The sequence below is a fragment of the Pseudomonas morbosilactucae genome, from assembly GCF_023241665.1.
Taxonomy (GTDB): Bacteria; Pseudomonadota; Gammaproteobacteria; order Pseudomonadales; family Pseudomonadaceae; genus Aquipseudomonas; species Aquipseudomonas morbosilactucae.
Genome location: NZ_JALQCX010000033.1, coordinates 223,325 through 237,428 on the forward strand (window position 1 = coordinate 223,325; position 14,104 = coordinate 237,428).

At 63.3% G+C, this 14,104-nt stretch carries 18 protein-coding genes; 4 read left to right on the forward strand and 14 right to left on the reverse strand.

Annotation, left to right across the window (positions count from 1 at the left end; translation table 11 throughout):
• Positions 1-9 precede the first annotated feature (9 nt).
• Both M1B35_RS18530 and trmB read left to right on the forward strand, forming a co-directional pair.
• Entirely contained in the window at positions 10-804 is a 795-nt protein-coding gene (locus M1B35_RS18530) for a thiazole synthase (RefSeq protein WP_078473523.1), read from the forward strand.
• Between the two features lie 9 nt (positions 805-813).
• Positions 814-1,539 (forward strand): tRNA (guanosine(46)-N7)-methyltransferase TrmB, encoded by a 726-nt coding sequence (gene trmB, locus M1B35_RS18535; protein ID WP_123327639.1) that lies wholly within the window; start codon positions 814-816, stop codon positions 1,537-1,539.
• A 77-nt stretch (positions 1,540-1,616) separates the two neighbouring features.
• Here the strand turns inward: trmB and M1B35_RS18540 are convergent, their stop codons facing one another.
• The 11 genes from M1B35_RS18540 to M1B35_RS18590 form a co-directional block, all read right to left on the reverse strand.
• The gene (locus tag M1B35_RS18540; RefSeq protein ID WP_268262724.1) at positions 1,617-2,165 is read right to left on the reverse strand and encodes an RNA 2'-phosphotransferase; all 549 of its coding nucleotides are present in this window, start codon (positions 2,163-2,165) and stop codon (positions 1,617-1,619) included.
• A gap of 83 nt (positions 2,166-2,248) precedes the next feature.
• Complete coding sequence (locus M1B35_RS18545; RefSeq protein ID WP_123327637.1) at positions 2,249-2,572, reverse strand: DUF3392 domain-containing protein; 324 nt, start codon at positions 2,570-2,572, stop codon at positions 2,249-2,251.
• 9 nt (positions 2,573-2,581) lie between these two features.
• Positions 2,582-3,784, reverse strand: coding sequence for a radical SAM family heme chaperone HemW (gene hemW / locus M1B35_RS18550; RefSeq protein WP_268262725.1), 1,203 nt, complete (start codon positions 3,782-3,784; stop codon positions 2,582-2,584).
• Positions 3,781-4,377, reverse strand: coding sequence for an RdgB/HAM1 family non-canonical purine NTP pyrophosphatase (gene rdgB / locus M1B35_RS18555; RefSeq protein WP_185039006.1), 597 nt, complete (start codon positions 4,375-4,377; stop codon positions 3,781-3,783). The genes hemW and rdgB overlap by 4 nt, the downstream gene beginning before the upstream one ends.
• A complete protein-coding gene (locus M1B35_RS18560; RefSeq protein ID WP_123327634.1) occupies positions 4,374-4,808 on the reverse strand; it encodes a DUF4426 domain-containing protein in 435 nt (144 codons plus the stop codon). Before M1B35_RS18560 ends, rdgB begins: the two co-directional genes overlap by 4 nt.
• Before the next feature lie 25 nt (positions 4,809-4,833).
• Positions 4,834-5,454 (reverse strand): methionine biosynthesis protein MetW, encoded by a 621-nt coding sequence (gene metW, locus M1B35_RS18565; protein ID WP_123327633.1) that lies wholly within the window; start codon positions 5,452-5,454, stop codon positions 4,834-4,836.
• A gap of 7 nt (positions 5,455-5,461) precedes the next feature.
• On the reverse strand, positions 5,462-6,601 hold the full coding sequence (gene metX / locus M1B35_RS18570; RefSeq protein WP_268262726.1) for a homoserine O-succinyltransferase MetX: 1,140 nt from the start codon (positions 6,599-6,601) through the stop codon (positions 5,462-5,464).
• 209 nt (positions 6,602-6,810) lie between these two features.
• Positions 6,811-7,104 (reverse strand): DUF167 domain-containing protein, encoded by a 294-nt coding sequence (locus tag M1B35_RS18575; protein ID WP_268262727.1) that lies wholly within the window; start codon positions 7,102-7,104, stop codon positions 6,811-6,813.
• Positions 7,105-7,113: 9 nt separating this feature from the next.
• Positions 7,114-7,704 (reverse strand): YggT family protein, encoded by a 591-nt coding sequence (locus M1B35_RS18580; RefSeq protein ID WP_123327630.1) that lies wholly within the window; start codon positions 7,702-7,704, stop codon positions 7,114-7,116.
• Between the two features lie 11 nt (positions 7,705-7,715).
• Positions 7,716-8,534, reverse strand: coding sequence for a pyrroline-5-carboxylate reductase (gene proC / locus M1B35_RS18585; protein ID WP_268262728.1), 819 nt, complete (start codon positions 8,532-8,534; stop codon positions 7,716-7,718).
• Positions 8,535-8,567: 33 nt separating this feature from the next.
• Entirely contained in the window at positions 8,568-9,266 is a 699-nt protein-coding gene (locus tag M1B35_RS18590; protein WP_123327628.1) for a YggS family pyridoxal phosphate-dependent enzyme, read from the reverse strand.
• Between the two features lie 57 nt (positions 9,267-9,323).
• On the opposite strand from M1B35_RS18590, the gene M1B35_RS18595 reads away from it, so the two are divergent.
• Positions 9,324-10,358, forward strand: coding sequence for a type IV pilus twitching motility protein PilT (locus M1B35_RS18595; protein ID WP_268262729.1), 1,035 nt, complete (start codon positions 9,324-9,326; stop codon positions 10,356-10,358).
• Between the two features lie 90 nt (positions 10,359-10,448).
• Here M1B35_RS18595 and M1B35_RS18600 read toward each other — a convergent pair whose 3' ends face one another.
• Positions 10,449-11,075, reverse strand: coding sequence for a C40 family peptidase (locus M1B35_RS18600; protein ID WP_123327626.1), 627 nt, complete (start codon positions 11,073-11,075; stop codon positions 10,449-10,451).
• 250 nt (positions 11,076-11,325) lie between these two features.
• Here M1B35_RS18600 and M1B35_RS18605 point away from each other — a divergent pair, with 250 nt between their 5' ends.
• A complete protein-coding gene (locus tag M1B35_RS18605) occupies positions 11,326-11,745 on the forward strand; it encodes an NINE protein (RefSeq protein WP_268262730.1) in 420 nt (139 codons plus the stop codon).
• Between the two features lie 63 nt (positions 11,746-11,808).
• On the opposite strand, the gene M1B35_RS18610 is transcribed toward M1B35_RS18605, so the two are convergent.
• Positions 11,809-13,080, reverse strand: a complete 1,272-nt coding sequence (locus M1B35_RS18610; RefSeq protein ID WP_123327624.1) for a dihydroorotase — start codon at positions 13,078-13,080, stop codon at positions 11,809-11,811.
• Positions 13,077-14,081 (reverse strand): aspartate carbamoyltransferase catalytic subunit, encoded by a 1,005-nt coding sequence (locus tag M1B35_RS18615; protein ID WP_123327623.1) that lies wholly within the window; start codon positions 14,079-14,081, stop codon positions 13,077-13,079. The genes M1B35_RS18610 and M1B35_RS18615 overlap by 4 nt, the downstream gene beginning before the upstream one ends.
• Positions 14,082-14,104: the final 23 nt, after the last annotated feature.

Sequence of the window (14,104 nt, forward strand, 5' to 3'; positions counted from 1 at the left end):
GGATTTCCGATGAGCAATGTTCGTAGCGACAAGCCCTTCGTCCTGGCCGGTCGTACCTACCAGTCACGTTTGCTGGTAGGCACCGGCAAGTACCGCGATATGGAAGAAACCCGCCTGGCCATCGAAGCCTCGGGTGCCGAGATCGTGACCGTGGCCGTGCGCCGCACCAACATCGGTCAAAACCCGGGTGAGCCGAACCTGCTGGATATCCTGCCGCCGGATCGCTACACCATCCTGCCCAACACCGCCGGCTGCTATGACGCCGTGGAAGCTGTGCGCACCTGCCGCCTGGCCCGCGAGCTGCTGGACGGCCACAACCTGGTCAAGCTGGAAGTGCTGGCCGACCAGAAGACCCTGTTCCCCAACGTCCTGGAAACCCTCAAGGCCGCCGAAGTGCTGGTCAAGGAAGGTTTCGACGTGATGGTGTACACCAGCGATGACCCGATCATCGCTCGCCAACTGGCGGAAATGGGCTGCATCGCGGTCATGCCGCTGGCGGGCCTGATCGGCACGGGCCTGGGGATCTGCAACCCTTACAACCTGCAGATCATCCTCGAAGAAGCCAAGGTCCCGGTGCTGGTGGATGCCGGTGTCGGTACCGCCTCCGACGCCACCATCGCCATGGAACTGGGATGTGAAGCGGTGCTGATGAACTCCGCCATCGCCCACGCCCAGCAGCCGATTTTGATGGCCGAAGCCATGAAACATGCGATTGTCGCGGGCCGCCTGGCGTACCTCGCCGGCCGCATGCCGAAAAAACTCTATGCCAGCGCCTCTTCGCCGCTGGATGGTCTGATCAAGTAAGAGCCATTGATGACTGAATCAAACGACACGCCTATCCAGCCGGAAGCCGGCGACGAGCGCCAGCACCGCCGCATAAAGAGTTTTGTGATGCGTGCCGGGCGCATGACCGAAGGCCAGCAAAAAGGCCTGGAGCAGGGCGCGCCACTGTTCGTGCTGCCCCTGGCCGACGCGCCGGTGGATTTCGACCAGGTGTTCGGCCGTTCGGCCCCGCGCTCCCTGGAAATCGGCTTCGGCATGGGCCACTCGCTGCTGGAAATGGCTGCGGCGGCGCCGGAGCAGGACTTTATTGGCGTGGAAGTTCACCGCCCGGGTGTCGGCGCGCTGCTCAATGGCGTGCTGACCCAGGGCCTGAGCAACCTGCGGGTCTATGATTGCGACGCCATTGAAGTGCTCAACCGTTGCATCGCGGACAACAGCCTGGATCGCTTGATGCTGTTTTTCCCCGACCCTTGGCACAAGAGCCGTCATCACAAGCGTCGCATCGTCCAGGCTTCCTTCGCCGAGCTGGTGCGCAGCAAGCTCAAGGTCGGCGGCATTCTGCACATGGCCACCGACTGGGAGCCCTACGCCGAATACATGCTGGAAGTGATGAACGTGGCCCCGGGTTACCGTAACCTGGCCGAGGACGGCAAATGCGTGCCGCGCCCGACCGAACGCCCGATCACCAAGTTTGAGCGTCGCGGCGAACGCCTGGGCCACGGCGTGTGGGACCTGAAGTTCGAAAAGCTGGCTTAACGAGCCAGCCCCTGTAGGCGCCGGCTTGCCGGCGAAGGGGCCCGTGAGGACGCCTTCGCCAGCAAGCAAGCTGGCCCCTACAACGTGCTGATAAAGCTCACCGGCACCTGGTCGGTCAGCCACACCCCATTCTCTGCCTGATAGAACTTGAAGCCCTGGGCCTGCATGGCCTGGGCATCGATCTGCAGCAGCACCACCTTGCCGTAACGCTGGCCCACGGCCTTGGCGGTTTCGATCTCCTGGGACAGGTGCACGTGATGCCGTGAACCCGGAATCAGCCCCTGCTCATTGATCGAATCCATAAAACGGCTGGCCGTGCCGTGGTAGAGAATGGCCGGTGGCTGTTTTTCGTCCAATTGCAGCTGCACGCTGTTATTGGAGTGGCCTTGCACTGCGCGGATGCGCTGGCCGTCGGCCGAAAGAGCAAAGCGTTTCTTGTCGTTGCTCTCCACCACGTGTTCGATCAACGCCCGAGTCAGTGCTCGGCCGTCTTGCGCCGCGCCGCCGATCAGCGCGTCGATATCGCCCCAGCCCTCACTGTCCAGTTCCAGGCCAATGGCCTGGGGTTCATGGCGTAGTACGTAGCTGAGGAACTTGCTGGTGTCGTCGATGATTTTCTTGCTCATGCTCATCCTTGATAGCGGGTATCCCCGCTCACGTCCCCGCGCCGGCTTAGGAGCCGGCTTGACGGCGATCAAACCCTGACGAATCAGCGACGATCCGCCACCACGCCAATCAGCACCAACACCACCAGCAACACCGGTGCCAGGCTGTAGTTGTTGAACTGGCTCAGGCCGCGAACGATCCATGGGGTGGCATAGATCAGTGCCAAGCCGCTGCCGATCATGCACAGCAGGGCCATCAGAGGTACCCGCAGGGCGCCGGCGACGCCGCCCAGGCGTTGCTCGACCCAGCCTTTGATATCAGCGCCGAACAGCACCAGCAGGCAGCCCACCAGGGCCAGGGAAATTTCCGAAAGGTTGCTGCGGCTCCAGCGAGACACGGTGGCGAGCAGATCGAGTACCAAATCCATTCGATTTCCTTAGATCAGAAAGTGTTGCAGCAGGTCATTGAGGAAGAGTTGGCCACGGGCCGTAGCCGCCAGGCGTGACGGTTCGACCTGCAACAAGCCACTTTGTTCGGCATCGCGACGGGCTTCGCCCAGGCTGTCCAGGGACAGGCCGGTGCGCTCGGCGAAAAGGGCCGCATCGACGCCATCGGTCAGGCGCAGGGCGTTCATCAGGAACTCGAACGGCAGCTCTTCATTGGCCAGGGCTTTTTCCCCGGCTTTGAAGGTTTTGGCCGGGTTCAGGTAGTCCTTCGGCAGGCGGGTTTTCCAAGTGCGCACGATGCGCCCGTCCGGATGGCTGAGCTTGCCGTGGGCGCCGGCACCGATGCCGATGAAGTCGCCGAAGCTCCAGTAGTTGAGGTTGTGCCGTGCCGCACGCCCGGGCTGGGCATAGGCGGACACCTCATACTGGGCGTAGCCGTGCTCGGCCAACAGCGCCTGGCCGGCTTCCTGGATGTCCCACAGGGTGTCGTCTTCCGGCAGCACCGGCGGCTGGTTCCAGAACACCGTGTTGGGTTCCAGGGTCAGTTGGTACCAGGACAGATGGGTCGGGCGCATGGCGATGGCCTGGCGCAGGTCGCCGAGGGCGTCTTCCAGGGACTGGTCGGGCAGGCCGTGCATCAGGTCCAGGTTGAAGTTGTCGAAGCCGGCCTGGCGCGCCATGTCGGCAGCGCGGATCGCTTCGGCACCGTTGTGGATCCGGCCCAGGGCCTTGAGCTTCTGCTCCTGGAAGCTCTGGATGCCGATCGACAGGCGGTTGATGCCCAGGGCGCGGTAAGCGGTGAATTTTTCTTGCTCGAAGGTCCCGGGGTTGGCTTCCAGGGTGATCTCGATGTCGCTGGCAAACGCAATGCGTTGCTCCACCCCTTCCAGCAGGCGACCCAGGGCCGCCGCACTGAACAGGCTGGGCGTGCCGCCACCGAAGAAGATCGAACTCAGCTCACGGCCGTAGACCGCGTGCAGGTCCTGGTCGAGGTCGGCCAGCAGCGCGTCGATGTACGCTTCTTCCGGCAGCTCGGGGCTGGCGGTGTGGGAGTTGAAATCGCAGTAAGGGCATTTGCGTACACACCACGGAATATGGATGTACAGCGCCAGGGGCGGCAGTTGGGGCAGGGCCGCTCGAGGGGTGGGTGCGCTGCCGTGAATCAGCGGCGGCGCAGAGGCGTCTTTGGTCATTGCAGACCCAGGCGTTGACGCAGGATAGCCATGGCGCGGGCACGGTGGCTGATCTGGTTCTTGTCGCCGGGGCTCAGCTCGGCGCTGGAGCAATCACGCTCCGGAACCCAGAACAACGGGTCGTAGCCAAAGCCGTGCTCGCCGCTGGCGGCGTGGAGGATACGCCCGTGCCACAGACCTTCGCAGAGGATCGGCAGTGGGTCGTCGGCATGCCGAACCAAAGCCAGCACGCAGACGAACTGGGCGCCGCGCTCGGCATCCGGCACTTCTTTCAGGGCCTCCAGCAACTTGGCGTTGTTCGCCGCATCGCCCTGGCCATCGGCATAACGCGCGGAATAGATGCCCGGCGCGCCACCGAGGAAGTCCACCGCCAGGCCCGAATCATCCGCCAGGGCCGGCAGGCCGGAAATCCGCGAGGCGTTGCGGGCCTTGAGGATTGCGTTCTCGACGAACGACAGGCCGGTCTCTTCCGGTTCAACCTGACTGAACTCACCGATCGAGCGCAATTGCACCGAGGCGCCGAGCATGGCCTGGAGTTCTTTGAGTTTGCCGGCGTTATGGCTGGCCAGTACGAGTTGGGTGAGGTTCATCATTCGCCTGGGAAAAGCTCTTGGTTGAAACTGAAGCTGTGGGTATCGCCGCCAGTTTGTACATTGATGGTAAAGGTTCGGGTTTCCTGCTGTTCCACCGGGAACTGGGCGATGTAATAGATCGCGCCCTGCTCGGTGACCTGCTTGAAGTTCAGGGGCAGGCTCTTGCTGGTCAGGTCCTTGATGGTGCCGCTGACCTGGGCGATGGCCGGGGTGCCTGCCTTGATCACCGAGACATTGATCACGCCCTGGTTCTTGCTGCGGATCAGCTCTGCGGCCTTGGCGATGTCCGGTTGCAGGTAGGTGGAGTTGAAGGTGTTGTAGTGCACGGTGATGTCACCGAACACTTCCTTGCGCTCGCCCTTGATCACATCGGCGGCGAGCGCCGTCATGCTCAGGCAGGCTGCCAATAAAAAAGTCACCAAGCGACCCATGGTCGTTCTCCTCACGCAAAAGGGGTTATACCGCGACCTTGTGTTCTTGCAGGCCGGGGCTGCTGACCCGGTAGATGCCGATCTCACCTAACAGGTTAGGCCATAGCTTACTGGCCCACCCGTGCCGGTGTTGTTGATCGACGGCAAGTCGGTCGAGCACCCGGGCTTCGCGTCCACGGCACAGGGCTTCGAAATCCTCGAAGGTGCAGAAGTGGATGTTCGGCGTGTTGTACCAGGTGTACGGGAGGAACTCCGACACCGGCATGCGGCCCTTGCTGGCCAGGTACCAGCGGCAGCGCCAGTGACCGAAGTTGGGGAAGGTGATGATGCACTGGCGGCCGACCCGGAGCATTTCGTCGAGGATCCGGTCCGGGTAGTGCACGGCTTGCAGGGCCTGGGTCATGACCACGATGTCGAAGCTGTTGCTGGCAAAGTTGCCCAGGCCCTTGTCCAGGTCCTGCTCGATCACGTTGATGCCCTTGGCCACGCACTCGGCGATGTTGTCCGGGTCGTTTTCCAGGCCGTAGCCGGTGACTTGCTTGTGCTCCTGCAGCCAGCTCAGCAGCTCGCCGTTACCGCAGCCCAGGTCGAGGACGCGGCTGCCGGCGGGGATCCATTCCTGGATGATTTCCAGATCGGCTCTCATCGTGTCCTCACAGGGTTATGCGGTTCATGTAGTGACTAAAGGCCTGCAGGTAACGCGGGATCGGAATCAGGAAGGCATCGTGCCCCTGGGGCGCGTCGATCTCCAGGTAGCAGACATCCTTGCGCGCCGCCATCAGCGCATCCACCAGCTCCCGGGAGCGGGCCGGGGAGAAGCGCCAGTCGGTGGTGAAGGACATCACGCAGAACTTGGCGGTGGCGTCGGCGAAGGTTTTCGCCAGGTCATCGTTGCAGTTGGCCGCCGGGTCGAAGTAATCCAGGGCCTTGGTCATCAGCAGGTAGGTGTTGGCGTCGAAACGCCCGGAGAACTCTTCACCCTGATAACGCAGGTAGCTTTCCACCTGGAACTCGACACTGTGGAAGTCGTAGTTGAGCTTCTCGCTCTTCAGGCCACGGCCGAATTTTTCGCCCATGGAGTCATCGGACAGGTAGGTGATGTGCCCGACCATGCGCGCGAGCATCAGCCCGCGTTTGGGGATCACGCCTTGTTCCTGGAACGAACCGCCGTGGAACTCGGGGTCGGTCAGGATCGCCTGGCGCGCCACTTCGTTGAAGGCAATGTTCTGCGCCGAGAGCTTGGGTGCCGAGGCGATGGCCAGGCAATGGCGTACCCGGTCCGGGTAGGTGATGGTCCATTGCAGGGCCTGCATGCCGCCGAGGCTGCCGCCGATCACGGCTGCCCATTGGCCGATGCCCAGGCGATCCGCCAGGCGCGCCTGGCTGTGCACCCAGTCTTCCACGGTCAGCACCGGGAAGTCGGCGCCAAAGGGCTTGCCGGTTTCCGGGTTGAGGCTGCTGGGGCCGGTGGAGCCGTTGCAGCCGCCGAGGTTGTTCAGACTGACCACAAAGAATTTGCGGGTATCGATGGGCTTGCCAGGGCCGATGCAGCTGTCCCACCAACCGGGCTTGCGGTCGTCGACGCTGTGGTAGCCGGCGGCGTGGTGATGGCCGGAGAGGGCATGGCAAATCAGCACGGCATTGCTCGCCGTGGCGTTGAGCTGGCCGTAGGTTTCGTAGATCAGATCGTAGGCTGGCAGCGCACGGCCGCAGGCCAGGGCCAGGGGCTCGCTGAAATGGGCTATTTGCGGTGTGACCAGACCAACAGAATCGGGGGGGAAGGCAGTTGGCATCGACCCTGCTCTCATTCAAATGAGGCGTAAGTCTAAAGACCGCTGCCCCCAGCGGCAAGCAAAGCCCGGGCCGGCGTTTTATTGTCCAAAACGACGGGGATCATGGAGGAGCCGGCTTGCCGGCGAAGGGCCTTCGGATAGGGCGGCAATCTGTGCGACGCCATCGCTGGCAAGCCAGCGCCTACAGGTGCGGGGTGGCGTGGTGAGTATCAGGTGGGGCGTGTCAGGCCTGGCAGGTCCGGCAGTTTTTTCGGCGCTTGCAAGCGCACGCGCTTTTGTCGGTTCAACTCGCCACTGACCAGGCTGACATTGCTTTTGGGGATACCGAAGGCCTTGGCCAGGAACGCCATCAGGTGCGCGTTGGCCTTGCCTTCCACCGGGGGCGCGGTCAGGCGGATCTTCAGGCGTTCCCCATGCAGGCCAGCGAACTCGTCGCTGCTGGCCTTGGGTTGCAGGTGACAATCGAGCAGCAGATCGTCACCGTCCCAGCGGAAATAACTCATGGGTCGGCGTCAGATCAGCAGACGGAGGATTTCCGGCATCATGGTCATCGCCGCGAGGTTGTTGATCACCAGCATGTCCAGCAGCTTGAGCACCATGAACGCCAGGATCGGCGAGATATCCAGGCCGCCCATGCTCGGCAGGATGCGCCGGAACGGCGCCAGGGCCGGTTCGCAGATCTGGTTCACCAGTTCGGCGCCAGGGTTGTGGCTGCCGGGGGCGACCCAGGACAGGATCACGCTGATGATCAGGGCGAAGAAGAAAATCTTCAGGAACAGCGCGGTCACACCGATCAGCGACCAGACCAGCAACTGCAGCGGATTGCCGGTGGTGCCGTAGGTCAGCAGCAGGGTCAGGGCCATCAGTGCCAGTTGCACCAGGATCGCCAGCACCAGGGACGACATGTCCAGGCCGAATACACTGGGAATGATCCGACGCATTGGCTTGAGCAGCGGTTGAGTGGCGCGTACGGCGAACTGGCACAGCGGGTTGTAGAAGTTGGCGCGGACCAGTTGCAGCACAAAACGCAGCAGCACGATCAGCAGGTACAGGCTGCCCAGGGTTTGCAGCACGTACACCGCCGCAGTATTCAATCCAATCATCATCGGCTCCTTTATTGGCCCAGTTGTTCGGCCATTTCGGCCGAGCGGTGCGCGGCGGCACCCAATGCTTTTTCCACCAGGGCTTCGAAACCATTGGCCTGGAACGACTTGATCGCCGCTTCGGTGGTGCCGGCGGGCGAGGTCACGCGGCGGCGCAGTTCGGCGGCGTCCACATCACTGGATACGGCCATGTGCGCGGCGCCCAGGGCGGTTTGCAGGGTCAGTTGGGCTGCGGTTTCCCGAGGCAGGCCGAGTTTCTCGCCAGCGGCGGTCATGGCTTCGATCAGCAGGAAGAAGTACGCCGGGCCGCTGCCGGAGACGGCGGTCACCGCATCCAGTTGTTGCTCCTGCTCCAGCCACAGGGCGATGCCCACGGCAGACAGCAAGTCTTCGGCCTGTTGCCGCTGCTGGGCACTGACCTCTTCGGTGGCGTACAGGCCGCTGACGCCCTGGCGCAGCAGCGCCGGGGTGTTGGGCATGCAGCGCACAATCGGTTGGTCGCCGAGCCAGTTGCGCATGCTGGCGCAGGTGATGCCAGCGGCGATGGACACCACCAACTGGTTGCCTTGCAGGTGCGGGCGCAGGTCCTGGCACACGGCTTTCATGGCCTGGGGCTTGACCGCGAGGACAATAACGTCCACGCCGAGGATGGCCTCGGCGTTATCGGCAAACACGTCAATGCCGTGTTCGGCCTGGACCTTGGCGCGGGTTTCGGCGCCCGGGTCGCTGGCGCGGATCTGCGCCGCGTCCAGCCCTTTGGCCCGCAGGCCGCCGATCAAGCTGGCAGCCATGTTGCCAGCGCCGATAAAGGCGATACGAGTCTTGCTCATGACAGATCCTTATTAATAGAAGAGCCAGCCACGTCAGGGCTGGCCGTAGTCACGGGCGCCAAACAGCGCGGTACCGATCCGCACCCAGGTGGCGCCCTGGGCGATGGCCGCTTCGAGGTCGTGGCTCATGCCCATGGACAGTGTGTCGAGTGGCAGGTTGAGGCTGTCTTGCAGGTGCTTGTTCAAGGCACCGACGGCAGCAAAGGCGGCGTCCTGGGCGGCGCGATCTTCAGTCGGCTCGGGAATCGCCATCAGCCCGCGCAGCTTCAGGCGCGGCAAGGCGCTGATGGCGCTGGCCAGGGCAGGCAGGTCGGCCGGGGTGCAGCCGGACTTGCTGGCTTCACCACTGACGTTGACCTGAATACAGATGTTCAACGGCGGCAGCTCGGCTGGCCGTTGCTCGGACAAGCGTTGGGCAATCTTCAGGCGGTCCACGGAATGCACCCAGTCGAAATGTTCGGCAATAGAACGCGTCTTGTTCGACTGAATGGGGCCGATGAAGTGCCAGATCAAGGGCAGGTCGCTCAACTCCTGCTGTTTGCCCAGGGCTTCCTGCAGGTAGTTCTCACCGAAGTCGCGAAGGCCGGCGGCGTAAGCCTCACGCAGGGCTTGCGAGGGTTTGGTCTTGCTCACCGCCAGCAGTTGCACGCTGTCTTCAGCGCGCTGTGCGGCCAGGCTCGCGGCGCGGATGCGTGCGCCGACCAGGGCAATGTTGTCTGCTATCGTGGACATTCGATCTGCGCCAGCGGGTTTGAGGTTGGCGGCATTCTACTGGAATTGCGGAACACTATGGACATCACTGAGCTGTTGCTCCTGAGCGCTGCCTGGGGCGCCTCCGACCTGCATCTGTCCGCCGGGCTGGCACCCATGGTGCGCATCGATGGCGACATCCAGCCCCTCGACTGGCCGGTGCTGCAGCAACCCCAGGTACTGGCGCTGATTCACAGCCTGATGAGCGAGGCCCAGCGCCGGGAGTTCGAGGCCGTACAGGACCTCGACTTCGCTTATGAGTTGGCCGCCGTGGGGCGCTTTCGGGTCAATGCGTTCCAGCATCAGCGCGGCGCCGGTGCGGTGTTGCGCAGCATCCCTTCGCGGGTGCCGAACCTGGATCAACTAGGCCTGGGGCAAGTGTTTCGGCAGATTGCCGAAGTGCCTCGCGGTCTGGTGCTGGTCACCGGGCCCACTGGGTCGGGCAAATCCACCACCCTGGCGGCGATGATCGATCACCTGAACCAGACTCGGCGGCAACACATCCTCACCATCGAAGACCCCATTGAATTCATCCACCCGCCCAAGGGTTGCCTGGTCAACCAGCGCGAGGTGCACCGCGATACCCAGAGCTTTGCCAGCGCCCTGCGCTCGGCCCTGCGGGAAGACCCGGATGTGATCCTGGTGGGGGAGTTGCGGGACCTGGAAACCATCCGCCTGGCCCTGACGGCCGCCGAAACCGGGCACGTGGTATTGGCCACCCTGCACACCAGTTCGGCGGCGAAAACCATCGACCGGCTGGTGGATGTGTTCCCCGGTGATGAGCAGGCCATGGTGCGGTCGATGCTGGCGGAGTCGTTGCAGGCGGTGATTGCCCAAGTCTTGCTGAAGAAGGTCGGGGGTGGGCGCGTGGCGGCCCACGAGATCATGCTGGGCAGCCCGGCCATTCGTAACCTGATCCGTGAGGACAAGGTGGCGCAGATGTACTCGGCGATTCAAACCAGCGGCCTGCTAGGCATGCGGACCCTGGACATGAGCTTGAAAGAGCTGCTGGGCAAAGGCTTGATCAGTCGCGAGCAGGCCCGTGAACAGGCGCGGGTGCCGGAGAGTTTCTGAAGGGGGAAGAGAAGGGGCAGGCTTATCGCGGGTCGCCAGGCTCCGTGGGAGCTGGCGTACCGGCGATAGAGGCTTGAGGGGCGCCGCGTGTTAGCGCTGAACGACCCGCAGGGGTTCCTGTTCTTTCGGCAACACGCGCTTGGCCACTACGTAATGGCTCTGCCAGTAGGGCTTTTTCAGGGTATCGATGGTCACGGCCTTGCCGCGGCGCGGGGCATGGATGAAGCGGTCGTTGCCCAGGTAGATGGCCACGTGGTTGACCTTGCGGCTCTTGATGTTGAAGAACAGCAGGTCGCCCGGCTTCAGGTCCTTACGCTCGACTTTCTGCCCGTGGCCGCTGGCCATGGCGCTGGACGATCGTGGAAGGTCGATGGTGGCGACATCGTTGAAGGCGTATTTCACCAGGCCGCTGCAATCGAAGCCTTTGCTTGGGCTGCTACCGCCCCAACGGTAAGGTGTACCCAGCACGTTCACCGCACGGCTCAATACCGTGGTGCTCGGGCGGGCGCCTTTCTGCGGCAGGCTGACGGCGTCGACCTTGCTCAGGTGGGTAGGGCGTTTGACGGACTGTTTGGTGTTTTTGGCGGTGACCGGCGAAACATGGGATTTCGGGGTATAGCCATTAACATTGGGAAGTCGTTGCTCACGGTTGGTGGCGTGGGCGGCCAGTGGCATTAATAGGCAAATGGTTAGCCATGTCTTGAAAAATGGACGCATTAGGCAGGGCTCTTTTGGGTTAGCGCGCAACTTTATAACAGCTTTTCGGTCACTTCCGAGGCCGTTGGTCGATTCAACCTGGGGGTCAACTCCGGCAAAGCAGCGGCAATTTGACGCCTATCTTCGTCAGAACTCAGGCGGCATAAGGCTTTCACGGCGCAGAAGGTAACATTTTCCACGTGCCGGCCGCGCGTAAAAAAGTCACAAAGAAATTAAGAATATTTATCTATCACGCTCAAAGGGGTCGTTGATGAATAGCTATCGGCAGGACGGTTCGGGGTTCGACACGCACAGCAAAGTGATCGGTTACCTGTTGTGGATTTTCGGTTTTACCGGGGCGCACCGCTTTTATTACGGCAAGCCGGTGACCGGGACGATCTGGTTTTTTACCTTGGGGTTGTTGGGCATCGGTTGGCTGATCGACCTGTTTCTGATCCCGGCCATGGATCGCGAGGCAGACCTGCGCTTTACCGCGGGGCCGATCGAATACAGCGTTGCCTGGATACTGTTGACCTTTCTCGGGGTCTTTGGCGTGCATCGCATGTACCAGGGCAAATGGCTCAGCGGCTTGCTCTACCTGGTAACGGGTGGGTTCTTGTTTCTGGGGGTGTTGTACGACTTCTGGACCCTGAACGACCAGGTGTCCGTGGAAAACGCCAAACGCCGTTAACGGCGCAAGCCGGCCCCTTCTTGAGAGGAGCCGGCTTGCCGGCGAAAACAGACTTCGCTGTCTTCAGCCCTGGTAGCTGATATGCCCGTCCACCAGGGTGTAGCGCACCACGCCCGGCAGGCTATGGCCGATGAACGGGCAGTTCTCGCCCTTGGACAGCCAGCGCTCACCGGCCACCGTGGAGCTGGCCGGGTCAAACAGCACCAGATCTGCCGGAGCACCTACCGCCAGCTTGCCGGCTGGCAGGCGCAGCGCGTCGGCCGGGCCGGCGCTGAGGCGTGCGAGCAGGGTCGGTAAGTCCAGCAGGCCGTCTTCCACCAGCGTCAGGGCCAGGGGCAGCAGCAGTTCGACGCTGCTGATCCCCGGTTCCGTGGCGCCGAACGGTGCCAGCTTGGCGTCCCGCTCGTGGGGTTGGTGATGGCTGGAGATGGCTTGTACCACCCCGGACTTCACGGCTTCGCGCAGGCCATCGCGGTCGGCGCGCGAGCGCAGCGGCGGTTGCACGTGATACAGGCTGGAGAAGTCGATCAAGGCTTCGTCGGTGAGGATCAGCTGGTACAGCGCCACATCGGCGGTGACCGGCAGGCCGCGAGCCTGGGCCTGGGCGATCAGGGCCACGCCGCGAGCACTGGTCAACTGGCTGAAGTGGGCGCGCACGCCGCTTTGTTCCACCAGCAACAGGTCCCGGGCCAGGGCCACGGTTTCGGCGGTTTCGGGAATGCCCGGCAAGCCGAGGAAGCTGGCAGTGGGGCCTTCATGGGCCAGGCCGCCGTCGGCCAGGTCGCGGTCCTGAGAGTGGAAAATCACCGTCAGGTCGAACGTGGCGGCGTATTCCAGGGCGCGGCACAGGGTGCGGGTGTTGCGGAAACTCTCCAGGCCGTTGCCGAAGGCCACACAACCGGCGTCGCGCAAGGCAATCAGTTCTGCAAGCTGTTCGCCGTCCAGGCCTTTGCTCAGGGCACCGATCGGGAAGACTTTGCTGTTGCCGGCCTCGCGGGCGCGGTCGAGGATCAGTTCGGCCACGGCCGAGGTGTCCAGCACCGGCTTGGTGCGCGGCGGGCAGCACAGGCTGGTGACGCCACCGGCAGCGGCGGCGCGGGTTTCGCTGGCGATGCTGCCTTTGCGGCTGTAGCCCGGCTCACGCAGGGAGACGCTGAGGTCCACCAGCCCGGGGGCGGCGACCAGGCCTTTGGCATCGATGTGTTCGCTTGCACTGAAACCGGCCGGGGCCGCGCCGATGGCGACGATCTTGCCGGCTTCCAGGTGCAGGTCGGTGACTTGATCCAGGCCGCTGCTTGGATCGATGACGCGGGCGCCGAGAATGCTGAGCTTCACTGGGCGTTCTCCTGCTCGAATTGTCGCTGGGCGGTTTGCCCACTCATGGCCATGGACAGCACCGCCATCCGTACCGCAATGCCGTAGGTCACCTGGTTGAGAATCACCGAATGCGGACCGTCGGCCACCGCCGACTCGATTTCCACGCCGCGGTTGATCGGGCCCGGGTGCATGACGATGGCGTCCGGCTTGGCGCCGGCCAGGCGTGCGGTGGTCAGGCCGAACAGGCGGTAGAACTCGCCTTCACTGGGCAGCAGGCCGCCCTGCATGCGTTCGCGCTGCAGGCGCAGCATGATCACCACGTCGACGTCTTTCAGGCCTTCGGCCATGTCGGTGTAGACCTTCACGCCGTATTGCTCGATGCCGATGGGCAGCAAGGTCTTGGGGGCGATCACGCGGATGTCCGGGCAGCCCAGGGTTTTCAGGGCCAGCATGTTCGAGCGCGCCACCCGCGAGTGCAGGATGTCGCCGACGATGGCCACCGAGAGGTTCTCGAAGCTGCCTTTGTGGCGGCGGATGGTCAGCATGTCGAGCATGCCCTGGGTCGGGTGTGCGTGCCGGCCGTCGCCGCCGTTGATGATGGCCACTTGTGGGCACACGTGTTCGGCGATGAAGTGCGCGGCGCCGGAATCGCCGTGGCGCACCACAAACATGTCGGCGGCCATGGCTTCCAGGTTGCGCAGGGTGTCGAGCAGGGTTTCCCCTTTGCTCGCCGACGAGGTGGACACGTTCAGGGTGATCACGTCCGCCGACAGGCGCTGGGCGGCCAGTTCAAAGGTGGTGCGGGTGCGGGTCGAGTTCTCGAAGAACACGTTGCAGATGGTCTTGCCGCGCAGCAGCGGGACCTTCTTCACCGCCCGGCCACCGACTTCGAGGAAGGAGTCGGCGGTGTCGAGGATTTCCGTCAGCAGCTCGCGTTGCAGGCCGTCGAGGGAGAGGAAGTGGCGCAGCTGGCCCTGATCGTTGAGCTGCAGCGGGCGCTTGGCGTCTAGAGGCGTCATCGCAATGGACTCTCAAAAGGGCG